The 25,286-nt window shown below is 66.5% G+C and carries 22 protein-coding genes; 9 read left to right on the forward strand and 13 right to left on the reverse strand.

Annotated elements, in window-relative coordinates:
• Positions 1–95: 95 nt before the first annotated feature.
• Positions 96–398, forward strand: a complete 303-nt coding sequence (locus NTV05_14100; protein MCX6545528.1) for a hypothetical protein — start codon at positions 96–98, stop codon at positions 396–398.
• Here the strand turns inward: NTV05_14100 and NTV05_14105 are convergent.
• The 13 genes from NTV05_14105 to NTV05_14165 all read right to left on the reverse strand — a co-directional run bounded on the left by NTV05_14105 (position 385) and on the right by NTV05_14165 (position 16,865).
• Positions 385–2,112, reverse strand: coding sequence for a radical SAM protein (locus NTV05_14105; protein ID MCX6545529.1), 1,728 nt, complete (start codon positions 2,110–2,112; stop codon positions 385–387). The genes NTV05_14100 and NTV05_14105 overlap by 14 nt on opposite strands.
• A 174-nt stretch (positions 2,113–2,286) precedes the next feature.
• Entirely contained in the window at positions 2,287–3,564 is a 1,278-nt protein-coding gene (gene ftsZ, locus NTV05_14110) for a cell division protein FtsZ (protein ID MCX6545530.1), read from the reverse strand.
• A 48-nt stretch (positions 3,565–3,612) separates the two neighbouring features.
• Positions 3,613–4,869 carry a cell division protein FtsA gene (gene ftsA / locus NTV05_14115; protein ID MCX6545531.1) on the reverse strand — a complete coding sequence of 419 codons (1,257 nt, stop codon included), beginning with the start codon at positions 4,867–4,869 and terminating at the stop codon, positions 3,613–3,615.
• A gap of 132 nt (positions 4,870–5,001) precedes the next feature.
• Positions 5,002–5,883 carry an FtsQ-type POTRA domain-containing protein gene (locus NTV05_14120; protein MCX6545532.1) on the reverse strand — a complete coding sequence of 294 codons (882 nt, stop codon included), beginning with the start codon at positions 5,881–5,883 and terminating at the stop codon, positions 5,002–5,004.
• 1 nt (position 5,884) lies between these two features.
• On the reverse strand, positions 5,885–7,315 hold the full coding sequence (gene murC, locus NTV05_14125; protein MCX6545533.1) for a UDP-N-acetylmuramate--L-alanine ligase: 1,431 nt from the start codon (positions 7,313–7,315) through the stop codon (positions 5,885–5,887).
• Positions 7,316–7,324: 9 nt separating this feature from the next.
• A complete protein-coding gene (gene ftsW, locus NTV05_14130; GenBank protein MCX6545534.1) occupies positions 7,325–8,428 on the reverse strand; it encodes a putative lipid II flippase FtsW in 1,104 nt (367 codons plus the stop codon).
• A 232-nt stretch (positions 8,429–8,660) separates the two neighbouring features.
• Positions 8,661–10,016, reverse strand: a complete 1,356-nt coding sequence (murD, locus tag NTV05_14135) for a UDP-N-acetylmuramoyl-L-alanine--D-glutamate ligase (GenBank protein MCX6545535.1) — start codon at positions 10,014–10,016, stop codon at positions 8,661–8,663.
• Between the two features lie 19 nt (positions 10,017–10,035).
• On the reverse strand, positions 10,036–11,460 hold the full coding sequence (locus tag NTV05_14140) for a UDP-N-acetylmuramoyl-tripeptide--D-alanyl-D-alanine ligase (GenBank protein MCX6545536.1): 1,425 nt from the start codon (positions 11,458–11,460) through the stop codon (positions 10,036–10,038).
• On the reverse strand, positions 11,460–13,004 hold the full coding sequence (locus NTV05_14145) for a UDP-N-acetylmuramoyl-L-alanyl-D-glutamate--2,6-diaminopimelate ligase (GenBank protein MCX6545537.1): 1,545 nt from the start codon (positions 13,002–13,004) through the stop codon (positions 11,460–11,462). Before NTV05_14145 ends, NTV05_14140 begins: the two co-directional genes overlap by 1 nt.
• Positions 13,001–15,016: a penicillin-binding protein gene (locus tag NTV05_14150; protein MCX6545538.1), complete on the reverse strand. Its 2,016-nt coding sequence runs from the start codon at positions 15,014–15,016 to the stop codon at positions 13,001–13,003. Before NTV05_14150 ends, NTV05_14145 begins: the two co-directional genes overlap by 4 nt.
• Positions 15,017–15,102: 86 nt before the next feature.
• The gene (locus tag NTV05_14155) at positions 15,103–15,504 is read right to left on the reverse strand and encodes a cell division protein FtsL (GenBank protein MCX6545539.1); all 402 of its coding nucleotides are present in this window, start codon (positions 15,502–15,504) and stop codon (positions 15,103–15,105) included.
• A 6-nt stretch (positions 15,505–15,510) separates the two neighbouring features.
• Entirely contained in the window at positions 15,511–16,389 is an 879-nt protein-coding gene (gene rsmH / locus NTV05_14160; protein ID MCX6545540.1) for a 16S rRNA (cytosine(1402)-N(4))-methyltransferase RsmH, read from the reverse strand.
• 20 nt (positions 16,390–16,409) lie between these two features.
• Complete coding sequence (locus NTV05_14165; GenBank protein ID MCX6545541.1) at positions 16,410–16,865, reverse strand: division/cell wall cluster transcriptional repressor MraZ; 456 nt, start codon at positions 16,863–16,865, stop codon at positions 16,410–16,412.
• 210 nt (positions 16,866–17,075) lie between these two features.
• Between NTV05_14165 and ychF the strand changes: the two genes are divergently transcribed.
• The 8 genes from ychF to NTV05_14205 all read left to right on the forward strand — a co-directional run bounded on the left by ychF (position 17,076) and on the right by NTV05_14205 (position 25,286).
• Positions 17,076–18,185: a redox-regulated ATPase YchF gene (gene ychF / locus NTV05_14170; protein MCX6545542.1), complete on the forward strand. Its 1,110-nt coding sequence runs from the start codon at positions 17,076–17,078 to the stop codon at positions 18,183–18,185.
• Positions 18,186–18,202: 17 nt separating this feature from the next.
• Positions 18,203–19,246 (forward strand): glycosyltransferase family 4 protein, encoded by a 1,044-nt coding sequence (locus NTV05_14175; GenBank protein ID MCX6545543.1) that lies wholly within the window; start codon positions 18,203–18,205, stop codon positions 19,244–19,246.
• Positions 19,247–19,339: 93 nt separating this feature from the next.
• Entirely contained in the window at positions 19,340–20,359 is a 1,020-nt protein-coding gene (locus NTV05_14180; protein ID MCX6545544.1) for a glycosyltransferase family 2 protein, read from the forward strand.
• Positions 20,352–21,212 (forward strand): glycosyltransferase family 2 protein, encoded by an 861-nt coding sequence (locus tag NTV05_14185; GenBank protein MCX6545545.1) that lies wholly within the window; start codon positions 20,352–20,354, stop codon positions 21,210–21,212. The genes NTV05_14180 and NTV05_14185 overlap by 8 nt, the downstream gene beginning before the upstream one ends.
• 30 nt (positions 21,213–21,242) lie before the next feature.
• Positions 21,243–22,538 (forward strand): glycosyltransferase family 39 protein, encoded by a 1,296-nt coding sequence (locus NTV05_14190; protein MCX6545546.1) that lies wholly within the window; start codon positions 21,243–21,245, stop codon positions 22,536–22,538.
• On the forward strand, positions 22,526–23,257 hold the full coding sequence (locus tag NTV05_14195) for a polyprenol monophosphomannose synthase (GenBank protein MCX6545547.1): 732 nt from the start codon (positions 22,526–22,528) through the stop codon (positions 23,255–23,257). Before NTV05_14190 ends, NTV05_14195 begins: the two co-directional genes overlap by 13 nt.
• Positions 23,254–24,522 (forward strand): glycosyltransferase family 4 protein, encoded by a 1,269-nt coding sequence (locus tag NTV05_14200; GenBank protein ID MCX6545548.1) that lies wholly within the window; start codon positions 23,254–23,256, stop codon positions 24,520–24,522. The genes NTV05_14195 and NTV05_14200 overlap by 4 nt, the downstream gene beginning before the upstream one ends.
• Entirely contained in the window at positions 24,519–25,286 is a 768-nt protein-coding gene (locus NTV05_14205) for a glycosyltransferase family 2 protein (GenBank protein ID MCX6545549.1), read from the forward strand. The genes NTV05_14200 and NTV05_14205 overlap by 4 nt, the downstream gene beginning before the upstream one ends.

A 25,286-nucleotide genomic window follows, 5' to 3' on the forward strand; every position in this document is an offset into this window, starting at 1 on the left:
TGCGCCTGGGGACAATGACCCTCTCCGGTCCGCTCACTTTCACTGCCGCCACCACGTGGCGCCCGGGCACACGACGGCCGAATGCGGAGTTCACCATGATCGTCAAGTTCTCGCCCAACGACAAAGGCAATCCTCCCGGCAAGCTCGCCGAAGCCGAGCTGCACTTCGGCGAGGGCAACCTGAACGGGATGAAGCTGATTGGATTCGGCATCTGGGAACGGCGGAACGGCTCCGGCCGGAACGTCACGTTTCCGGCGCGCCAGTACACGGTCAACGGCGAGCGACGCAGCTTCGCACTGCTCAGGCCGGTCGCCGACGCGGCCAGCCAGGAACAGCTGCGCGATGTCATTCTGCAGGCGTACACCGAGTACGAGGCGCAGATGGCTATGGCTGAGTAACGGCGGCGCGCTTCGGATCGAGCGTCACGTCGGCGCGCTGGCCCTTCTCGAATTCGGCCCTGTAGAAGGACGCCTTCATGCCGCCGTCAATGATGTCCCACGGAAGCACGGTGTCGCGGCTCCGATCGCGGAACACGTAGAAATGAAGATCGACACCCGTCTCGGCGAGTGCGGCCCGCCACTGCCCGCCATTGCGTTCGGCGGCTGCAACGACCGGGGCTATGCGCCTATCGCCCAGCGACAGCAGGGCCTGGTAGAGGGAGTGGCGCTCCGACTTGAAGGAAAAGTACACGTTGTCGAGGTCGGCCACAAGCGACCGCAACCGCTTGAGCTTCTTCTCGACCACTTTCGGATCTTCCATCGGAAGCCACTGGTACGCGGTCCCCGGTTTGGGAACGAGCGGGTTCACGCTCGCGCTGATCCGGCCGACGCGGCCGCGCTGGCGCGCGTGGACCATCATGCGCTCGCGAATCTCCGCCGTCAGATCGCGGATGGCCACAAGGTCATCGTCGGTTTCGGTCGGCAGCCCGATCATGTAGTACAGCTTCAGGTTCTCGAACCCGCTCCCGAAGATCTGGTCTGCCCTTTCGAGGATCTCCTCGTTGGTCATGTTCTTGTTGATCACGCGCCGGAGGCGATCGGACCCGGCTTCGGGCGCGATGGTCAGCGAACGTTCCCCGCTCTGCTGGAGCAGGCGGATGAGAGGATCGGTCAGGTCGTCGAGCCGGAGAGACGCGGGGCTGATGGTGTATCCCATCTCGATCAGGCCGGCCAGCAGGCGCTCGATGTCCGGATGATCGCAGAGCGCGATGGACACGAGGCCGATGCGGCTGGCGTGGGGACGAGCCGCCCGGGCAATCCCGAGAATCCGATCCGCTGGAAAGGCGCGAACCGGGAGGTAGTTGTAGCCGGCCCAGCAGAATCGGCAGAGATTCGCGCAACCTCGCACGACCTCGATCAGCAGACGCGACCCGAACTCGGTCGCCGGCGTAAAGATGCTGGTCGCTGGCGGATCCACGGCTGCCTTCGCCGCGAGCGCCGCTTTCCGGACAGGGACCGGGGCGAGGCTGTCTGCCAGCGGCACGAACGCCTCGATCGTGCCGTCCGGCTCGTAGCGAACCTCGTACAGCGACGGCACGTAGAACCCGCGCTGCTGCGCGAATGCGCGCAGTTGCGCGGCACGATCGCCCGCCGCCCGCAGGTGCTCGACCAGCACCGGCACGAGCACCTCGCCTTCGCCCGCCGCGATCAGATCGGCGAATGGCGCCAGCGGTTCCGGATTCAGAAAGGTGACGGCGCCGCCGACCACCACCAGCGGATGGCGCGCATGCCGGTCGGCCGCATAAATGGGCAACCCGGCCAGCCGCAGCATCGACACGACGTTCGTGTAGTCCCACTCGAACGAGACGGAAAACGCCAGCACGTCCATGTCGCGGACCGGGGTCTGCGACTCGATCGTGACGAACGAGCCTGGCGACTCGAGCGCGTGAGCCAGATCCTGCTTCGGTGGCAGAAACGCGCGCTCACATACGACGTCTTCGTGGGCATTGAACAGCCGGTAGACGGACTGGAAGCCCAGGTTTGACATGCCGACGAAGTACGAGTTCGGAAACGCGAGCGCCACGCGCAGCCGGTCGTGATGGGGCTTGCGCACGACCCCGATCTCGCGCGCCGGCGCAACATGTGACCGTTCCCGATGTGATGTCTGACGCATGCGTTTCTGGCGGGTTGACGGGTCCGTGCCGTCGACAAGCCCCGCTCGTCCTGAACCTCTCGCTCAGGCGGCGGCGCTCGAAGTTGCCGTGGTTGTACTCAGTGTACCACGCAGCGGCGGACCCGATGGCGACGGGCGGTGCGGTCGACAGCCCGACCGACGAGTGGAACGACCCTATGCCTGCTTCAATCGCCGCAGAAAGGCCGGCACCTCTAGGGCCTCTGCCGCCTCATCAATCTCCGCGTCCGCGCCGACGGGGGCGGCAAGGGTCGCCGGATTGCTTGACATGTGCACACCCACGCCGTGCCGGCGAGCGAGCGACAGGCCCGGCGCCACCAGTTCCGATCCGTACTGCTGACGCTGCAGCCAGTTGGTGTAGTGCGTCAGATCGACAGGGGTCTGCGCCAGATTGCCCGGCACGACCGCGCGCGCGCCTGCCCGATCGAACCCGGTGGCAATCACGGTGATCTTCACTTTCCCGTTGAGCGTCGGATCAATCACGGCGCCAAAGATGATGTTGGCGTCCTCGTGCGCGGCCTCCTGCACGATCAGGTTGGCGTCGTTGACCTCGAACAGCGACAGATCGGAGCCGCCGGTGACGTTGATGATCACACCCCTGGCCCCTTCGATCGAGGCGTCTTCGAGCAGCGGACTCGAGATGGCGATCCTCGCCGCGTCAACTGCGCGCGTCTCGCCTTCGCCGATGCCGGTGCCCATCACGGCCACGCCCATGCCGGTCAGGATGGTCTTGACGTCCGCGAAGTCGAGGTTGATCAGCCCCGGAACGAGGATGAGGTCCGAGATCCCCTGGATCGCCTGCCTCAGCACGTCATCCGCCGTTGCAAACGCGTCCACCAGTGGCTGGTTGCGCGCGATGGTCGCCAGCAGGCGCTCGTTGGGGATGGTGATGATGCTGTCGACCCGATCGCGCAGTTCGGCCAGGCCGACTTCGGCCTGCATCGACCGCTTGCGTCCTTCGAACCTGAAGGGACGCGTCACCACGGCGATGGTGAGCGCACCCAGTTCGGCGGCCAGGGCGGCAATCACCGGGGCGCCGCCGGTGCCGGTGCCGCCCCCGAGCCCGGTGGTCACAAACACGAGGTCGGCGCCGTCGAGCGCCTGGATAATCCGCTCGGTGTCCTCGAGGGCCGCCTGCCTCCCGACATTCGGATCGGCGCCGGCGCCCAGCCCCTTGGTCAGCCTCTCGCCAAGCTGGATCCTGATCGGTGCGGGGCTCTGCCGCAGCGCCTGCATGTCGGTGTTGGCCACGATGAACTCGACACCCGGGAAGCCCTCGCGCACCATGCGGTTGACCGCATTGCTGCCGCCGCCGCCGACGCCGATGACCTTGATGCGGGCGCCTCTGTGCTGTGTGTCATCGATCGTCAGTCGCAACGCCGCCTCGGGGCGGTGCGCGTCGGTGATTGGCGTGGTCTCATTCGGGTTCGACATCAACGGCCTCCACTACTCGTGTGCATGATGATCGCGGGTTCCGGTTGGCTACCCACGAGTGTCATCCATGAAGAAGAACTGCTTGAACACCCCGATCAGACTGTCAGTCAGCCGGCCGAACGAGGATGCCCCGGTGTGCTCCAATGCCTGCATGCGCTGCTGGCGCGCGCGCAGCAGCAGCCCGACGGCGGTCGCAAACGACGGGTTCCCGATGTGGTCCGCCAGGCCGCCGACCACGCCGGTCGGCACGCCTCGCCGGACGGGCAGATCGAAGATCTGTTCGGCGATCTCCGGCATGCCCTCGAGGTTGGCCGCGCCGCCTGTCAGGACGATCCCCGAATTCAGCAATCGCTCGTAGCCGGCGCGGTGGATCTCGTCCCAGACCAGGTGGAACATCTCTTCTGCCCTGGGCTGCACGACATCCGAGAGAATGCGCCGTGCGAGCGTTCGCACGGGCCGTCCCCCGACACTGGCGACCTCCATCACTTCGTCATCGCCGACCATCGACGAGAGCGCGCACCCGCACTTCCGCTTCAGCTTTTCCGCCTCCGGGATCGGCATGCGCAGCCCGACGGCGATGTCGTTGGTAAAGTGGTCGCCGCCAATCGACACGACGGCAGTGTGCCACAGACAGCCCCGTTCGAAGATGGCAAGATCGGTCGTGCCGCCGCCGATATCCACAACCGCTACGCCGAGTTCCTTCTCGTCCTGGGTCAGCACGGCGTCGCTCGCCGCGAGCTGTTCGAGGACGGATTCCTTGACGCTGACACCCGCGCGATTCACGCAGGCGACGAGATTCTGCGTCGTGGTGGTGCCGCCGGTCACGATGTGGACGTTGACCTCGAGCCGCGATCCGGTCATCCCCACCGGATCGTTGATGCCGTCCTCTTCATCGACCACGAAATCCTGGGGCAGCACGTGGAGGATCTCGCGTCCGCTCGGCAGGCTGACCGCGCGAGCCGTCTCGATCGCCCGCCGCACATCGTCACGCGTGATCTCCCGGTTCTTGCCGGCGACCGCCACGACACCCCGGCTGTTGAAGCCTTTGATGTGCGTGCCCGACAACCCGAGATAGATGTTGTCGATTTCGATGCCGGCCGTCAGTTCGGCTTCGTCGATCGCCTTGCGAATCGACTCCACGGCCGCCTCGACATTGACCACGACGCCGCGCCGGATGCCCTGTGATTCGGCGACACCGAGGCCGATGATGCCGACATCGCGACCGTCGAGAAATTCGCCGACAATGGCCGCCACCTTCGAGGTGCCGATGTCGAGTCCGACCAGATGCCGCTCTTTACGTGCCACTCGTCCTCCGCTGCTATGTGCTTCGACTCGCCATAACCACCGTGTCTGCTTACAAGTCGATCCGGTTATCCCGCTCGCTCGGCACAGAGTCCTGAAGGCACAAGTCCGTTGCCGGACTGGTGCCTCGAAGGACTATGGCTGCTGCCGCTCGCCAGGACCGCGAGGCGGTCGTGTTGCCGCCGGCTGAAGCGTCGCGCCTGTCGCCCCGTGAGCGGGTCCGACATACACGCGCTCGCCGAAGCGCAGATCCACGTAGTCAATCTCCTGCACACGCTCCCGCAGCGTGGCCTGCAGATCCGCGTACAACTGCAGGCGTTCGGCGAACTGCGCGTCGCCGAGACGGATGACGGCTGAATCGCCGTCGAGAATCACGTGCACGTCGTGCGCGTCGCTGATGTCAATTTGTGACACCCGCCGCGCCAGCGCAGGCCTGGTCCGCAGGTCGGCCATCATGCGGCCGACCGTCTGCGCGCGCCCGCGGTCGACCCTCGGCCTGGCCGACGCCGCGTCGGCGACGAGGCCGTCGATCATCGGCAGGTCGATGTCCGAATAGCGGGGACCGTACTCGTCAATGGTGCCGTCCTGGTCCACCAGGTGAAGTTCGTGGCCAATCCGCGCGAGCCCCAGCGGCTGGCGCTCGTGAATTTCGATCTCGATGGTCGCGGGCAGCCGCCGTCGCAGAGTCGCGTCGGCGATCCACGGCGAGGCCAGCAGGCGCGAACGCCAGCGATCGAGGTCGGTGGAGAGCAGACTGTCACCCTTGAGGCCTTCAACCAGCAGGTTGATCTCGCTGGTCGGCACGCGCTGGTTGCCCGTCACGCTGATGTGCTGGACCCTCAGCCACCGCAGGTCTCCTGCGGCACGGGCAGCCCAGTAGCCGCCGGCGATGAGCACGCCGGCAAGCACCAGGACCCGTGCGATGCGCACGACGGGCCGGACGCGGAGTCGTCGCCGCCGCGGCGTGTGCACCTGGCTGCGAAGGAAGTGCTTGTCGGACGGGACGGTGACGGCCATGTCAGCCTCGCCCTCCTTCCGTCTGCCGGAGTTCCGCGAGCAGGCGATCGCCGATACCGCCGACAGATCCGGCTCCGAGCGTGAAGACAGCGTCACCAGGACGAACCAGCGACAACACCATCGGCACCACGGCGTCGAGCGTCTTCACGAGGTGAACGGGTCTGGGCCTCCCGGCGTTCATCGCCGCCGCGAGCTTCTCAACGGTCACGCCAGGAATCGGATCCTCGCCTGCGGCGTAGATGTCGGTGAGCACCACTTCGTCGGCCAGCCGCAAGGCGGGACCGAACTGGTCGAGCAACCGGGCCGTTCGCGTGTAGCGGTGTGGCTGAAACACCGCGACGATCCGCCGCCTGAGCGTCGCGCGCGCGGCCTCCATCACGGCCGCGATCTCGGTCGGGTGGTGGCCGTAGTCGTCGACCACGAGCACTCCGCCTTCCTCACCCCGCCGCTGAAATCGGCGATCGACGCCCTTGAACGACGCGAGCGCCTCGGCGATGATCGCCAGTGGAACGCCAAGTTCGAGCCCGACGGCCACCGCCGCGAGCGCGTTCTGAAGGTTGTGGCGCCCAGGTGCCTGGAGCCGCAGCTCGCACGACCCGGTGTCAGATCCGGTGGCGTGTCCCCACCCGGCCAGCACGCCTGCACCGACCTCGACGCGGCAGATCCACTGCTCCTCTTCCTGCCGAACGTTGCACCCGCGGACGTCCGCCGCGCGGGTTTCGAGGCCGTACGTGATCACCCGGCGCGTCAGGCGAGGCAACAGCGCCTGCACATGGTCATCGTCTGCGCACGCGATGATCGCGCCGTAGAACGGGACCTTGTTGGCGAAATCGACGAAGGCGTCGCAGAGATCATCGAAGTCGCGGTAGGCCTCGAGATGCTCGCGGTCGATGTTGGTGACGACCGCCACAGTCGGCGACAGCCGGAGAAACGACCGGTCGCTTTCATCGGCCTCGACGACGATGTACTGTCCGCGCCCGAGACGGGCGTTGCTGCCAAACGCGCTGAGCTTGCCGCCGATGACCGCGGTGGGATCGAGGCCCGCGTGCTCGAGCACGACGGCAATCATCGACGTGGTCGTCGTCTTGCCATGCGCGCCGCCCACCGCGATGCCGAATCTGAGTCGCATCAGTTCGGCCAGCATCTCCGCCCGGGGGATGACGGGAATCCTCTGCCGGACCGCCGCGATCACCTCAGGGTTGTCCTGGCGCACCGCCGAGGACACGACCACCACGTCGGCCTCGCCGACGTGTTCGGCCGCATGCCCGATCGCGACGCGGACGCCGAGGGTCTGGAGGCGCGCGGTCACGTCGCTGGCTCGCTGGTCGGATCCCGACACGGCATAGCCGAGATTGGCCAGCAGTTCGGCAATGCCGCTCATGCCGATGCCGCCAATCCCGACGAAGTGCACGCGCCTGGTCCGTCCCAACATCTTCACGTCCTATCCTTCGGCCGACGCTTGTTGAGAAATGTTCAGGAGCGCGCCCGTGGCCGCCAGACTGACGATGAGCGAAGACCCGCCGGCACTGACAAACGGCAACGGAATTCCCTTGGTCGGCATCAGGCCCAGCACGACGCTGATGTTCACGAACGCCTGGACCGCGAGCATGGCGGTGATGCCGAGCGCAAGAAACGACCCGAACGCGTCAGGCGCACGCGACACCACGCGCAGCCCGCGCCACGTCAGGATGGCGAAACACACGAGCATGAGCGTGGCCCCGACCAGCCCGAGCTCCTCCGCCGTCACGGCGTAGATGAAGTCCGTGTGCGGATACGGCAGATAGGCCATCTTCTGGATGCTCTCGCCGAGTCCCCGGCCCGTCACGCCGCCCGTGCCGACAGCGATGAGCGACTGCAGGATCTGGAAGCCGTCTTTCAGCGGATCCTGTTCGGGATGCAGAAAGATCAGAAACCGCCGGACCCGGTAGGGCTCAAGGATGGCGAACAGCGCCAGCAGCGGGATCGCCCCCGCGCCGATGAACACGAGATAGCGGATGGGAATGCCGGCCGAAAACACCATCACCGCCACCACGACCACGACTGCCACCGCGCTGCCGAAGTCCGGTTCAAGCAAGAAGAGCGCAAACAGGACCGTCAGCGCGACCGCAATCGGTCCGAGGGAGTAGCGCAGCTCCTTGATCCGGTCCATCCGCTGCTCGAGCACCGCCGCTGCGAAGATGATCATCGTGATCTTGGCGAGTTCAGACGGCTGGATGCTGACGCCGGCCAGGCGGAACCACCGGTGCGTGCCGTTGATCTTCGGGCCGAGGACCAGGACGGCCAGGAGCGCCACGAGCGTGATGGTCAACATGGTCCAGATGAACGCCGGCATCCGGTAGGCGTGATAGTCGAACTTCATCGCGGCGGCCATGACGGCGAGGCCGAACACGGTGAACAGCACCTGCTTGATCAGGAAGGCCCCCGACTGGCTGCCGTCCTGCGGCGTCAGCATGTTCGACGCGCTGTACACCATCACGAGGCCCGAGAAGGCCAGGACAATCGTGGTGTAGAACAACATGCGATCGAATTTCAGCTTTCGCGCCATGATCCCCGCATCACCCTAAAGTCCACCCGCACTCCCACCGAGATCACGAGAAGCACCATTCACCGGGGATTCTGAATCCCGGGTGTCGGGCCGTCAGCAGTCATCAGTCAGCCAACGTCCAGGAACGCCAGCTACCCGCGCCGGGGCGGCGCGGGGTCCCAGCAGCCAGACTCCTGTCTCGTTCGGCCGACTGACGACTGCTCACGGCCCGACGTCGAGCCGCTTCCTCCCGTCACCGTGTCCGCAGACGTGCGACCTCGGCCTTGAAGGCCCTGCCCCGCGCCGCGTAGTCCGCGAACATGTCCAGGCTGGCGCACCCCGGCGCCAGCAGTACCGTCCCCCCGCGTGTTCCCGCTCTCCTGGCCTCACCGACCGCCTCAGCCATCGAGGCCGCCTCGACGACCGGCACCGCTGGACCGAGAGCGTCACGGATGAGCGGCCGGGCCTCACCAATCGCCACGACGCTCGCGCGTCGCGCCACGAGCGCCTCGCGAAGGCTCCCGAAGTCGCCGCCCTTGTAGCGGCCGCCCATCACCACAACCAGACCAGCGCCGAAGGTGTTGATGGCGTGCATCGCCGCGTCGATGTTGGTGGCCTTGGAGTCGTTGACGTAGCGCACGCCGTCAATCTCGTCGACCCACTCCATCACGTGCTCGAGGCCCCGAAACGCCGACACCGCCGCCGCAATGTGTTTCGGTAACGCGCCCGCCAGTCGCGTGATCGCCGCCGCCGCGAGCACATCGGCCATCAGGTGTGGACCGATCAGCCGCACGTCTGATGTCCGGACCAGTGGCATGTCGCCTGTGTCTGTGCGCTCAACCACGATTCCGTCGGCCACCGTGACGTCGGCCGTTGCGCCGCCTTGCAGGCCGAACTGCCGCCGACGCGCACGCCCGCGTCGCGCCAGTTCCAGCGTCTGCGGATCGTCCGCGTTGACCACCGCCCAGTCCTGTTCGGTCTGCCGCACGAAGATCCGCGCCTTGGCGTCGGTGTACTCCAGGAAGTTTGCGTGCCGGTCGAGGTGATCGGTCGTGAGGTTGAGCAGCGCGGCAATCCATGGATGAAACGTGTCGACCGTTTCCAACTGGAAGCTGCTGACCTCCACGACGTGGATGGAAGCCGGCGTCGACTCCCCCACCTGCCCCGACAGCGGCGTGCCGATGTTCCCGCCGACCAGCACGTGACATCCGGCCTGCTCGAGAATCCGTCCAGTCAACGCGGTGGTCGTCGACTTGCCCTTGGTGCCGGTGATCGCGACGACGCGTCCGCGGATCCACCGGGACGCCAGTTCGACCTCGCCGATGATCGGCACGCCCCGTTCGCGGGCCGCCACGATCGCTTCCTGCGTGCGCGGCACGCCTGGACTGACAACGATCAGATCGGCCGAGGTGAACAGGTCGAGCGGATGCGATCCCAGCACGAGCCTGACGCCCGCACCGGCCAGCGAGGAGGCATCGGCGATCGTGTCGCGCAGATCGGTGAGCGTGACGGATGCGCCGCGTTCGACGAGCAGACGCGCGGCGGCGACGCCGCTGCGGGCGCCTCCCACCACGACCGCCTGTTGTCCACGCACGCTGAACCTGGTCATATGCATCCGTTGACGATCTCTAGCGCTGCGCTTCCTGTGTCATCGCTCTTACGCGATCCGCGACCACGTCCATCCGCACGCCGTGCGACCCTTTGACCAGCACCAGGTCGCCCGGGCGCAACGCACCCGACACCACGTCGGCGGCGTCGAGGCTGGTCGCCACGTGTGTCACGGCCGCGGGTTCAAGCCCCGCCTCAACGGCCGCCTCGGCCATCGCCAGCGCGGCTGGCCCTCCCACGGTGACGAGTCTGGCGATGCCCGCCTGTGCGGCAGCCTGCCCGCATTCCTGGTGCCATCTGGTTCCCTGGCTGCCAAGTTCGAGCATCTCTCCCAGCACCGCCACGCGTCTGGCGAAGCGGTGTTCCGTGGCCATCACGTCGAGCATCCCTCGCAGGGCGCGCGGATTCGAGTTGTACGAGTCGTCAACCAGCGCGATGCCGTCACCGAGCCGCCACACTTCTCCCCGGCGCGGAGCCGGCGTCAGCCGGGATGCCCGATCGGCGACGACGTCGAGCGGGACGCCGAACGACAGCGCGACGGCAATGCCGGCCAGTGCGTTGGACAGGTGCCCTCGGCCGAGCAGGGAGATCGTGAGAACGGTCTTGCCCGTTGGCGTCGCGACCTGCGCGGTCGTTCCGGATATGCCGGCATTCACGACGCTGGTCGCCATCACGTCGGCCCGCACATCCACGCCGAACGTGACGACCCGAGCCGCCGACTTCTGCACGCGCGCCATCACCCGGGGATCGGCGGCATTGGCGATGACCAGGGTGTCCGGGCCGGCGCCTTCGAGTATCTCGGCCTTCGCGTCGGCAATCGCCTCGATCGACGCGAAGAACTCCGCGTGGACGTCGGCGACGTTGGTCCAGACGCGAACGTCGGGTTCGGCGAGCCTGGCGAGCAGACTGATTTCGCCGGCGTGGTTCATGCCCATCTCGAGGACGGCAATGTCGGGGCCGTGCCGAAGCTCAAGCAGGGACAACGGAAGGCCGATGTGGTTGTTGAGATTGCCCTGTGTGCGAAACACCCGGTAGCTGGTTTCGAGAAGCGCGGCCGCGACGTCCTTGGTGGTGGTCTTTCCCGCACTGCCCGTCACCGCTACGACGCGGGTGCGAGACTCGCGGCGAATCGCGCGGGCCAGCACCTGCAGCGCGCTGGTCGTATCGGCCACGTGGATCACCGCCGCGCCTGCCGCCACCTGCGGCGGTAGACACGACGGATCGGACACGACGAATCCTCCGGCGCCTGCCGCGCCGGCAGCTGCGATAAATCGATGCCCATCGAACCGGTCCCCGACAATCGCGAAGAAGACGTCCCCGGACCGAAGCGTGCGCGAATCGATTGAGAATCCGCCGATCGTCAAGTCGGGAGAGCCTGACACGAGCGTTCCGGACATGGCCCGTGCGATCGACGCGGCGGTGAGCTCGACGCGGCTGGCGGCCATCACACCCGCTCCTTGCGCCGGGTCCGCAGCGCGTCCTGGCCAACCACGACATCATCGAACGGGAGTTCCCGATCGCGAATGACCTGCGTCTTCTCGTGGCCCTTCCCCGCAATGACGATCACGTCACCGGGACCGGCATCGGCGATGGCGCGGGTGATCGCCGCGCGCCGGTCGGTCATGCGCATCCACGGCGTCGGTGTTCGTGCGCGGCCGTCGGCCGCGGCACCGGAGGCGAGGCGCGCCCGTTCCGCCGCTGGCGCGATGCCGCGCTCGATTTCGTCAATGATGGCGTCGGGATCTTCGGTTCGCGGATTGTCGGAGGTGATCACGACCAGGTCGCTCAGCCGGGCGGCCACCGCTCCCATCAGCGATCGCTTCGTGCGATCGCGATCGCCCCCGCACCCGAACACGGTGATCATCCTGGCCCGGGCCAGCGGGCGAACGGCCTCCAGCAGGTTCTTGAGCGCGTGCGCGTAGTCCACGATGACGACGACATCGTCTTCGGGGGCGCTGACGATCTGGAACCGGCCAGGCACCGCCGTCACCGCAGCCAGGCCGGCTTCGACCGCAGAGAGCGGCAATCCCAGGCCCACTCCCGTCGCGGCCGCCGCGAGCAGGTTGTAGAGGTTGAACCGGCCGGCCAGGCGCGAGTGGACGTGCATGGTGCCGGCGGGCGTACGCGCGTCGAAGGTCAGTCCCATCAGCGACGCGGGTGGCAATACCGGCATCACGTCGGCGTCGCGATCGACGGCGAACGTCACGACCGACTGCCGGCGATCGGCCAGGGAAGCCGCGCGCGGATCGTCGACATTGAGGACCGCCGGCGCCCCGGCCGGCAGCATCTCGAAGAGCCGGCGCTTCGCCGCGAAGTACGTGTCCATGTCGTGGTGGTAGTCGAGGTGGTCGCGCGTGAGGTTGGTGAACACGCCTGCGGCAAATCGGGTGTCGTCGACCCGCCGCTGGGCGAGCGCGTGGGACGACACTTCCATCGCGCATGCGCGGCAGTCTGCATCGACCATCTCGCGCAGCATGCGCTGGAGATCGACTGCCTCCGGCGTCGTGCGCGACGCCTCGTGCGCCTGGGGGCCAACGCGGTACTGCACCGTCCCCATCAACCCGCACGAAAGACCAGCCGCCTGCAGCACCTCGCGCACGAGATACGCCGTCGTGGTTTTGCCGTTGGTCCCCGTGATGCCCACGATCAGCAGGGCGCGGCTTGGATGCTGGAAGAAGGCCGAGGCCAGCACCGCCATGGCGAGCCGGGCGTCCCGCACCCGCACCCAGGGCGCCGACACCTCTGCAGGCCGCTCGCGCTCCGACACGACGGCGATCGCACCCTTGGCGACCGCCTGCGGCGCGAAGGCCGCACCATCAACGTGCTCCCCACCGACGCCCACGAACACGGCGCCGGGCACCACGTTCCGCGAGTCGTACTCGAGAGCCGCCACCTCGCGGCCGGCAGACTGCTCCGCACCCGAAGGAACGCCGGAACGGACCGTCAGGCCGCGCGCATCGATCGCGCCGATGAGTTCACGAAGCGTCATTGCGGCGACGACGACGGTGGCGGAACCATGACGCGCTCGAGCTTGAGCCGGCAGATGGTGTCGGGCTCGAGCAGGGTGCCAGGAGCGGGGTCTTGCTCGGTGACCACGCCGTCGCCGGTCAGCCGCGAAACGAGGCCCAGACGGGCGAGGCGATGGATCGCGTCCCGGGCGCCGAGGCCTCGCACGTCTGGCACAACTGGTGGGCCGGTGACCACGTCGAGGCCCGACGTGGACACCCGGTTCGTGGTCGGCATCATCGTCGGAACCGGTTCGGCGGCCGATGCGGTGACGACGATTGGCGGAACGGGATTGATGGTTCGCGGGACGCCCAGGTGCCGTAGCGCAGCCTCGGCGATCCGCTTGAAGACCGGCGCGGCGACGGAGCCGCCGTATATCGCGCCACGGTGCGGCGAGTCGATCACGACGATCGCGGCAAAGGCGGGCTGCCGCGACGGCACGAATCCGACAAACGATGCGTGGTACTCGGTCTTGGAGTACCGTCCATTCACGATCTTTGCGGCCGTGCCAGTCTTGCCGGCAATCGTGTAACCCGGGATCGCGGCCGCCTTCCCGGTGCCGCGCTCCACGACCTGTTCCATGATCGCAAGCAGTTCGGCGTACGTCTCCTTCGCAATCGTCCGGCGCAATTCGAGCGGCGTGACCTCGGTGCGAGACGAGCCCTGCCGCAACGCGCGAACCACGCGTGGCTGCACGAACACTCCTCCATTGGCGATCGAGGACACCGCGGCGGCCATCTGCAGCGGCGTCACCCCGACTTCGTACCCCATCGCGACAGAGGCGAGGGTGCTGTCGCTCCAGTGTCCGGGATCTGACACCATGCCGGACGTTTCCCCCTGCAAGTCGGGGCAGATGCGCGTGCCGAATCCGAACCGGTGGATGTACCGGCCGAATCGCTCGGACCCGAGACGCAGCCCGATCTTGATCGCTCCCACGTTGCTCGACTTCACGATGACGTCGGTGAAGCTGAGGACGCCGGACGCGTGAACGTCCTTGATTTCACGTGAGCCGACGTGGATGGCGCCGGCGCTGACATCGATCAGTTCGTCGGTACGGAACGCCTGTTCTTCGATGGCCGCCGAGGCGGTCACAACCTTGAATGTGGAGCCGGGCTCGTACAGTTCCTGCACACTGCGGTTGCGGCGGTCCTCTTCCCTGGAGGCGTTATAGGCGTTGGGGTTGTACGTCGGTTCGTTGGCCAGCGCGAGAATCTCGCCGGTCCGCGGGTCCATCAGGATGGCCGTCCCGCCGGCGGCGTTCTGTTCGACGACGGCCGCGTGCAGTTCACGCTCCGCGATGTGCTGCAGCACGCTGTCGATGGTCAACTCGACCGTCGCGCCATCGATGGGCGCGCGCCTGACGCGCTTGGCGAACACGTTGTGATGGACGTCGGCCTCGATCAGAACCTCGCCGGCCTGGCCGCTGATCTTCGAGTTGTAGGCCGCTTCGATGCCGCCAAGGCCCTTGCCTTCCGCGCCGACATAGCCAATCACATGCGCGGCCAGTTCGCGGTTCGGGTAGACCCGCTGCGGTTCGGTGATCAGGCTGACGCCTGGCAGCTTGAGTGCGGCAACGCGGGCCGCATCATCGGGGGGAATCTGTCGGCGGAGGACAACGAACTGAAGATTCTGGCGAAGCCGCCTCGCGTACAGTTCCTTCTCCTTGGGCTGGCATCCGCCGATCGCCTGACAGATCAGCGCGATCGTGGCATCAGGATCCTCAACCTCCTTCGGCACGGCCCAGATCGACTCGGCGTCCACGCTGAGCGCGAGCATCTGGCCATTGCGATCGACGATGTCGCCGCGGCGGGCGGCCACTTCAAGCGTGCGCTTCTGCTGCTGGTCCGCCCGCATGACGTAATAGTCGTGCTGGTACACCTGGAGCCACACGAGTCGGGCTTCGATCGCGACCACCCACAGGGCGAAGAACGCCGCCACCACCAGGACCCGGCTGCGAATCGTCGACTGCCACGCTCGATTGGTCGGGTCGCTCATAGATGCTCCTCGCGAAGCCAGACTGTCCTCGTCCCGAACCAGGGTGGCGAGACTCGCTGCAAGACCGCACCAAAAACCGACGGTCGCTACCGGCGCGCCACCAGTCCCTTTGCGGGCGCCGGCGACGGCGTGACGCGCTCGATTACGACGACGTCCCCGTTGGCCGGAGCCGTGAGGTTCAACTGCGGCGCCAGCTGCTCAATCCGCTTCAAGGAACGCAGCGACTCGAGTTCGACCCGGAGGTGATAGTTCGCAGCCTCTTCCGCCGCGAGCGCCTTCTGCTGCTTCTCGAGCTCGATGCCGAACTGCCGGACCTCGGCCTGCTGCCACAAGGTCACCAGGACAACCACCAGGAGCACAACCGAAGCGAGCACGATGAGCCACATCTCGCGATGCCGCACCCGATCGACTTCGCGGACCGGATGGTTGAGGATGTCCTTCTGAACGGCGAATCCCACCGGAACTGCTGTTCTGGCGATTTCGATCATTCCCCTTCACCCAATCCGTTCGATGGCCCGAAGCCTGGCGCTGCGCGCGCGAGGGTTCTGCCTGGTTTCCTCGGACCCTGGTACCACGGACTTCTTCGTGAGAACCCGAAACGCCGGCTGCTCGGCGGCGATGGCCCGAAACGTGTGCTTGACGGGCCGATCCTCCAGCGAATGAAACGTCACGACGGCAAAGCGCCCCCCGACGCGCAACCTCCCGCACACCGCCCGCAGAAAGACCTCGAACTCCTCGAGTTCGGCGTTCACCCAGATCCGCACGGCCTGAAACGTCCGGGTGGCCGGGTCGATTCGTCCGCGGCGCGCGACGACGCGGCGCACCAGCGTGGCCAGTTGCGCCGTGGTCCGCAGCGGCTCGACCCGCCGCGCGGCGACGATGGCGCGTGCAATGGCCCTGGCCCGCCGCTCTTCGCCGTATTCAAAGATCACGTCGGCCAGTTCCGCTTCGCTTGCCCGCGCCAGCAGATCGGCCGCCGTCGCCCCGCGGCTCTGATCCATGCGCATGTCGAGCGGCTCGTCACGCTGAAAACTGAAACCCCGCCCGGGTTCCTCCAACTGCATCGACGACAACCCGAGATCCGCGACCGCCCCGTCGATCGCCTCGATCCCGCGCTGGTCGAGCAGCCGCGGCAACTCCCGGTAGTCCGCGTGCACAAGCTCAACTCTGTTCTGCCACTCGGCGAGGGCCGCGGTGGCCAGCTCCAGCGCGTGCGCGTCGCGATCGATGCCCAGCACGCGCCCGGCCCCAGCCTCAACGAGCGCCCGCGAGTGCCCGCCGAGGCCGACCGTGCAATCCACGAAGAGCCCGCCGCGCTCTGGGGCGAGCGCGGCCAGAATCTCCGCAGTCATTACGGGAACGTGTACGGCCATCGAACGGCACCAGGCCAGCGCTAGATCCCAAACTGCGCCAACGCGCGCGCGTCGTCATCCGTGAACGCGTCGCTCGCGAGCTTGGTGACGAAGCGCTCGTGGTTCCACACCTCGAAATGGTCGTACTGCCCGAACACATCCACTTCGCCCGCCATGCCGGCGGCATCCCGCAACCGCGCGTGGATCAACACGCGCCCCTGGTTGTCGAGTTCGGCCGTCTGCCCGTAATAATTGACACGGCTGAAGAACCGGACGCGCGACGGATGCGTGGAGGGAATCTGTGCGAGCTTGCGTTCGATTTCGACCCAGACCGGCATCGGGTAGATGCGGACAGACTCGCCCGTCAGGCTCGTGACGAAGAGGTCACGGCCGTACTGGGTCTCGAGAACGCTCCGAAACCCCGTGGGAATCTTCAGCCGGGCCTTGTCATCAATCTTGGCCGGCGCGTTCCCTCTAAAGACGGCAACCTGGTCCACTTTACTCCACCAACGACCACCCGGATATTAGAGGACAGGCTCTAGGTTGTCAACGCCAAAATCTTGTTCTGTCAGGAGTTAGCGGGAATCACATACGTGTTTTCTTCGCTTTTATAGACGCCGGGCGGCCGCCGGCAGAAAGGCATGGTAGGATTTGAAATTCGGGTTTCCTGGGCATTTCTGTCCCTATTTGGCCCGATCATAGGCATCATGCTCCGCACCGCACTGATCGGCTACCCGCAAGTCGGCAAGACGGCGTTTTTCCAGTTGCTGACCAACGCGCATGAGGAGGGGCGCCTCTCGCATGGGAAACTCGAAGCCACGATGGGAGTGGCGCGAGTGCCGGACGCGCGTCTCGACGTGCTGACCGCCATGTTCAATCCGCGCAAGCGCGTGCCGGCGACGGTCGAGTTCGCGGACATCCCGGGCCGTTCCTCAGCCAGCGGCGCCGAGGCGCTGCTCGACGTGGCGGCGTACCGCAATGCCGATGCGCTCGTACACGTGCTGCGCGCATTCTCCGATCCGGCCGTTGCGCACGCGGCCGGTTCGATCGATCCGCGGCGGGACGCGCGGACGATGGAGGACGAACTGATCCTGGCGGACCTGGCCGTGGTCGAGAAGCGTCTCGATCGGCTGGCCAAGGATCTCAAGAAGACCCGCACGCCGGAATTGGAGCGCGAACAGGACATCCTCGTGCGCTGCAAGGCGCAGCTTGAATCGGGTGCCCCGCTTCGTGCGATGGGACTCGGCGATGACGACAAGCGGCGGCTTCGGGGTTTCCAGTTTCTCTCGGCCAAACCCCTTCTGCTTGTCGTCAACGTGGACGAGGCCGATCTCGCCGGGGACCTCGGCGCGGCGTCCGGGCTTGACGGCATCGTGGCGCGCTACGATCTCGGCTCGGTGGCGTCCGGCGCCTCCACCGGGATGGTGGCGGTGTGTGCGAAGATCGAGCTCGAGATTGCGCAGCTCGAGGCGGCCGACGCGGCGGCGTTTCTGGCCGATCTGGGACTGAAGGAATCCGGGCTGGATCGGGTGATCCGCGCGAGCTATGACCTGCTGGGCTACCTCTCGTTCTTCACCGTCGGCGAGGATGAGTGCCGCGCGTGGTCGATTCCGCGGGGTCTGACGGCACAGGCGGCGGCGGGCGAGATTCACACGGACCTGTCGCGGGGATTCATCCGCGCGGAAGTGGTCACGTACGAGCGGCTCACGTCGCGTGGCACGATGCAGGCGTGCCGCGAGCACGGCGAGGTCCGTCTCGAGGGCAAGGAGTACATTGTCCTTGATGGCGACATCATGAATGTGCGATTCGCCACGTAGAGGGTCGATCGAAATCGATGGCCATCCGCACGATTCTCGTCTGTGAGGCGCAGGTGCCGCTTGTGTACGGCGGGGCCGAAAGCCACGTGCGCCAGTTGGTGACGCATCTCGAGGCGCATGGCTACCAGGTTGGCCTGGTGTCGGTGCCGTTCAAGTGGTATCCCAAGGAAGAGATTCTGGCTCACGCCGCGGCCTGGCGGCTGCTCGACTTGAGCGAGAGCAACGGCGTGCCGATCGATCTGGTGATCGCCACCAAGTTTCCGTCGTACTTTGTCCGGCACCCGAACAAGGCCGCCTGGCTGATTCACCAGTACCGGGCGGCGTATGAATTGTGCGGCACCGGGTACAGCGATTTCGCTCATGTCGATCTCGACGTGGGCCTGCGGCAGAAGCTCATCAGCCTCGACACCGAGATGCTCGGCGAATGCCGCCGCCTGTATACCAACGCTGGAAACACCGCGAACCGGGTCGCGAAGTACAACGGTCTCAAGGCCGAACCGCTGTATCATCCACCGAGACTGGCGGATCGGATCGAATCCGGACCGTTCGGCGACTACATCCTGTCGGTTGGCCGCCTGGAAACGGTCAAGCGCGTTGATCTCGGCATCCGGGCCATCGCCGCGACTCGCGCGATGACTCGCCTGATCGTGGCCGGCACGGGCACGCAGGACGAGGCTCTCCGGCGGCTCGCGGCCGATCTGGGAGTGGCCGATCGCGTCGAGTTTGCCGGAGCGGTCGATGACGAGGGGTTGATTCGGCTGTATGCCGGCGCGCTGGGCGTGCTGTATGCGCCGTTCGACGAGGATTTCGGCTACGTCACGCTCGAAGCGTTTCTCGCCCACAAGCCGGTCATCACGGCGCGGGATTCCGGCGGCACGCTCGAGTTCGTCGAGGACGGCGTGAACGGGCATGTCTGCGACCCCGAACCTCAAGCGATTGCCGACGCCTTTTCCCGGCTGGCCGATGATGTCCCGCGGGCCAGGTCGCTGGGCGACGCGGGGTACGAGCGGGCAAGACTGGTGACGTGGGACGGGGTGGTGGAGAAGTTGGTGGGCGAGTAGAAGTTCGGGGTTCGGGGTTCGGAAGGCACCGCCGGTGCGGAGGAACTGTCGTCCCGCAGACGCGGGGCGGCCTTGAAGATGCGACGAGACCAGATGAAGTTGATCATTCAGATTCCGTGCCTGAACGAGGCTGAGACGCTGCCGTCAACGCTCCGCGATATTCCGCGGTCCATTCCAGGCATCGACACGATCGAGATCCTCGTCATCGACGACGGGTCGCGCGACGGCACGGCTGAGGTGGCGCGGCAGCACGGGGTCGAGCACGTGATTGGCTTCACGTGCCGGCGCGGCCTGGCGTCTGCCTTCAGCGCGGGATTGGATGCGGCCCTGAAGCTGGGCGCGGACATCATCGTCAACACGGACGGCGACAACCAGTACTCCGGCCACGATATTCCGCGGCTGATCGGCCCGTTGCTCAAAGGAGAGGCCGACATCGTCATCGGCGATCGCAACGTGCAGGATCTCGACTCCATGTCGCCGACGAAGAAGCTCCTGCAGCGGCTGGGCAGTTGGGTGGTGCGGCAGGTCTCCGATACGCAGGTGCCCGACACGACAAGTGGATTCCGCGCCTACACCCGCGAGGCCGCGTTGCGCCTGACGATTGTGTCGGACTTCACCTACACGCTCGAGTCGATCATCCAGGCCGGCAAGAAGCGCATCGCGATTGCTCACGTGCCGATCCAGTCGAACGCGCGCACGCGCAAGTCGCGGTTGTTCTCGAGTGTCTGGACGTACGTGAAGGCGTCGGCAGCCACGATCGTGCGCATCTACGCGATGTACGAGCCGCTGAAGGTGTTCGGCCTGATTGGTCTGATGGTGTTTCTGGCGGGCGTCGCGATCTCGGCGCGGTTTGTCTATTATTTCCTGGGCGGTGCCGGTCAGGGACACGTGCAGTCCCTGATCGTGTCGGCGGTGCTGATGATTGTCGGTTTCCAGATCGCGCTGATTGGGCTGGTGGCTGACGTGATCTCCGGCAACCGGAAACTGATCGAGGATCTGCTCTATCGCGTGCGTCGGATGGAGTTGACCGCCGCCACGGACCGGCTGATCGGCGACCGGCCGGTCGCCGACGGCGGTGGGTCCCGGGACAAGGGGGTCGGACCGCGTGGCTGATCCGTCATCGATCTCGATCGTGGTCCCCGCCTTCAACGAGCAGGACGCCATCGGCCCGCTCGTCGAGCGGCTTCGGGAGGCCGGAGCCTGGCACGAAATCCTGGTGGTCGACGACGGATCGACTGACGACACGGCGGCGCGAGCGCAGGCGGCCGGCGCGACGCTGATCCGTCATCCCTACAACAAGGGAAACGGTGCGGCCGTGAAGTCGGGCATTCGCAAGGCCACCGGCGAGTTCATTCTCATCATCGACGGCGACGGCCAGCACCGGACTGGCGATGCCAGGCGAATCACGGCGCGGCTCGGCGAGTACGATCTCGTGATTGGCGCGCGCTCGGCCGGCACGCAGGCGACACGGGCGCGCCTGCTCGGCAACAGCGCCCTGAACTGGCTGGCCAGCTACATGACCGGCCGCCACGTCCCGGATCTGACGTCGGGATTCCGGGGCGCGCGCACGGCGTGCCTGCGCGAGTTCCTGCACCTGCTGCCCAACGGATTCTCGACGCCGACGACGACGACGCTGGCGTTCATCAAGGCGGGGTACAACGTCACCTTCGAGCCGATCGACGCGGACGCGCGCGCAGGTGCGTCCAAGATCAGGCTCGCCCGCGACGGCGTGAAGTTCCTGCTGATCGTCCTGAAGATTGTCACCCTGTTCAATCCGCTCCGGGTCTTCCTGCCCATCAGCCTCGGATCGTTTGCCGCCGGCGCGGCGTACGCGGCGTGGACCATCGCGACGCAGTCCCACATCGCGAACGCGTCGGTCCTCCTGATCATGCTCGCGGTCATTGTGTTCCTCGTCGGGTTGGTCTCGGAACAGATCGCCGCGCTCAGGTTCGAGCGGCGCGAGTAGGGCGCTCAGCCGATGACCTCAGAGCGGGACATGCGTCAGACCCCGACCCTGCGATGGGCCGCCCGGCCGCTCGTCGCGGCGGCACTCCTGACTGGGCTCACGCTCCGGCTCGCCTTCGGCCTCGGCTGGTGGGTCGACAAGCCGTTGACGCTCGATGAGCAGGAGTACCTGATACTCGCGCAGAGCCTGGCCGAGGGCCGAGGCCTCACATACTCGTCGCCTTCGGCGAGTCCAGGCGGCACGAGACATTTCGAACGGCCGCCCGGATATCCGGTGTTTCTGGCCGGCGTGATGACGCTCAGCGGCGGATTCGCCGGTGTCCGCCACGACGCCGGCGTGCCGGCACCCGTCAAGGTGGTCCAGTCGATCGTCGGCCTGGTAACCGTTCTGCTGATCGGGCTCATTGCCCGCCGTGCCGCTGGCGAGCGGGCTGGTACGATCGCCGTGTGGATCGCGGCGATCTATCCGCCGCTGGTCTGGTCGTGCGCGTACGTCTTGTCGGAAACGCTTTACACGCTGCTCGCGTTCGCGGTCGTTCTGCTGCTCGGTGATGCCTTCGACGACGACCGGTCGAATGGCTGGAAGGTGTGCACCGCCGGAGTCGTCACGGGCGCGGCACTGCTGACCCGGGAGGCCATGCTGTTCTTCCTCGTCCTGGGCGCGCTCTGGCTGGTGGCTCACCGGCGATGGAGGTTCGTGGCCACCTTTCTGGCTGGCGCACTGATCGTCCTGCTGCCGTGGATCATGCGCAACGCCATCGTGCACGGCGGGTTCGTCGTCGGGGCGCCGCACGGGGGCGTGACGTTCTGGACGGGCAACAACGATCTGGCGCGGGGTGAGGGCGACATGGCCGCCAACCCGGCGCTCCGGGGGGCCTCTCTGGACATCGAAGCCCGGAATCCGGGATTGAGCGCCAGGGAACTCGATGGGCTGTACTACGGGATCGCTTTCGACTACATCACCAGTCACCCGATCGCCTGGGCCTGGCTTGAGGTGCGAAAGCTGTTCTTCGTCATCGCGCCCGTCGGACCGTCCTACCGACTGCACTCGCCGCTTTATTTCTGGGCGTCGATCGTCTCGTACCTCGGTGTGCTGCCGTTTGCTCTGGCAGGATGCCTCAGGCTCGTGCGGCGCGAGCGGCCTCCGATCGCCCTCTGGTTGATGGCGCTGTCGGCGGTCCTGTTGTCGCTGGCGCTCTTTCCGCAGGAGCGCTTCCGCATTCCCGTCATCGACCCGGCACTCATCGTCTGCGCGGCCAGTTGGTGGGCGCTGCGGCCGGCCGCGGCGAAGCTCCCGGATTCGGAGTTGCGCGCATGCATGTCCTGATCATCGTCCCGACCTACAACGAGCGCGAGAATCTGCCGATCCTGCTCGACTGGATCCTGGCGCACTACGATTACCGTGTGCTGGTCGTCGACGATCAATCGCCGGATGGAACAGGTGCGGTGGCGGACGAGTACGCCGGGCGACATCCGGATCGCATCGATGTCCTGCACCGGACGGGACCGCGTGGACTCGGACGCTCGTACATCGACGGGATGAAGCGGGCTCTGGCAGGCGACCATGACGTCATCTGCCAGATGGACGCCGACTTCTCGCACGATCCCAAGTACCTGCCCGACTTGATCGCTGCGACGGCCCAGTGCGATCTCGTGATTGGATCGCGCTACCTGCGGGGTATTTCCGTCGTCAACTGGCCGCTTCGGCGGGTGATTCTCAGCTCGTTTGCCAACTGGTACGTCCGGACGATTACGCGACTGACCGTTCGCGATTGCACGGCGGGATTCAGGGCCTGGCGCCGCGAAGCCCTCGCCAGCATTCCGATTGACGGCATGTTGTCGGAAGGCTACGCGTTCGTGGTGGAAATGACGTTCGAAGCGGCACGACGGGGCTATCGCATCGGCGAAGTGCCCATCATTTTCGTGGAGCGGCGCGAAGGCGTCTCCAAGATGTCGACGCGCGTGTTGACCGAGTCGATGCTGATGCCGTGGCGGCTGGTCTGGCGGGGTCTCTGGCGGACGGGCACCGGAGGCGCCGGCTCGTGACGACGCGTCAGGTCGTCGTGATGGTGACGACCTCGTACCCCAGGTTTCCGGGAGACACCATCGGGACGTTCATGGAGCCAATCGCCCGGGGGCTCGCGGCGCGCGGGCACCGCATCCACGTGGTGCTGCCATGGCATCCGCGCCTCACGCGCCTCGGCGTCGACGAGGGCATCCACTTCCACCCGGTTCGCTATGCGCCGCACCCGAGCCTGAACGTGTTCGGCTACGCCGAATCGCTGCAGGCCGACGTGCACCTGCGTCTCGCCGCCCTTCTGGCGGCGCCGCTGGCGCTTCAGGCGCTTGTCCGCACCACCCGGCGCGTGGCGCGCGAGGTGGGCGCCACGTTGCTGCACGGCCACTGGCTCATTCCCGGGGGCGCGGTCGCAGCGGCAGCCGGCACAGCACTACCGGTGGTGACGAGCCTGCACGGATCCGATGTGTTCCTCGCCGAACGACACGCCGTCGCGCGCCTCGGCGCCCGGTTCGCCCTGCGCCGCGTGGACTGGATCACCGCGTGCAGCGACGACCTGCGCACCCGCACGATCGCGCTCGGCGCCTCCGCCGATCGCATCGAGACGATTCCGTACGGGGTCGATGTCGATCGGTTTCGGCCGGACCCTGATATCCGCGCCGCGAGCCGGCGCGCGCTCGAGCTCGCGCCGGACGACGTGATGTTGTTTACGGCGGGGCGGTTCGTCCGAAAAAAGGGATTCGAGTACTTGATAGATGCGGTCGGCCGCCTGGCGCCGCGGTGGCCCGGCGTGCGCCTGATCATGGCCGGAGGAGGCGACCTCGATCACGAGTTGCGGGATCGAGTCGACAAGCTGGGCATCGGCGGCCACGTCCGATTCGTCGGTGTGCTGGCACAGCCGGATGTGGCCCGGCACCTGGCGGCCGCGGATATCGCGGTGATGCCGTCGATTCGAGACGACGCGGGCAATGTCGATGGCCTGCCGAATACGGTCATGGAAGCGCTGGCGTCGGGAACGCCGCTGGTGGCGACCACGGCTGGCGGCATCCCGTCGGTCGTCACCCATGAACAGAACGGGCTGCTGGTGCCGGAGAAGGATGTGGCCGCACTCGAGGCGGCGATTGAGCGGCTGATCGCCAATCCGGCGGCCCGAGCCACGCTCGGCGCCGCCGCCAGAGCCGACGCGGTGGCCACCCGAACGTGGGACCGGGTCGCCGAACGGATGGAACAGGTGTACGATCGGGCGGCTGATTGGCGTGACAGGCACTGCGGTACCGGACGGGACTCTCGATGACAGCACCTCCACAGGCGCCGGGGTTGAGCATCTTCTTCCCCGCCTACAACGACAGCGGCACGATCGCCAGCATGGTCATCGGTGCGATCGTGGCCGCGCGGGCCCTGACATCTGACTTCGAGGTGCTCGTCATCAATGACGGCAGCCGCGACCTGACGCCACAGATTGCCGACGAACTGGCGCGTGTCTATCCCCAGGTCCGGGTCGTCCATCACCAGGCCAACCGCGGATATGGCGGCGCCTTGCGCAGCGGCTTCGCCAGCGCGTCGAAGGAGTACATCTTCTACACCGATGGCGACGCACAGTACGATCCGTCGGAGATGAGCATTCTCTGGAGCAGGCTCGGGCCAGGCGTGGACATGGTCAACGGGTACAAGATCAGCCGGTCGGACCCGCTCCATCGCATCATCATCGGACGCCTCTATCACTACACGGTCAAGATCCTCTTCGGTCTGAAGGTCCGTGACGTCGACTGCGACTTCAGGCTGATGCGCCGGTCCATGTTCGACACGGTGCACCTGGAGAAGACGAGCGGTGTCATCTGCCTGGAGATGATGAAGAAGATCCACGACGCCGGCTTCGCCATCGTCGAAGCGCCCGTGCACCATTACCACCGTGCGTACGGAAAGTCGCAGTTCTTCAACTTCGGCCGCATCCTGCGAACGGGCATCGATGTCCTCGCACTGTGGTGGGCGCTGGTCATCGAGCGCCGACACATGGCGCCGGGCCAGACGCCGGGCCAGACGCCGTCATCGGGAACATGA

The organism is Acidobacteriota bacterium (assembly GCA_026393755.1).
GTDB lineage: Bacteria > Acidobacteriota > Vicinamibacteria > Vicinamibacterales > JAKQTR01 > JBAXOX01.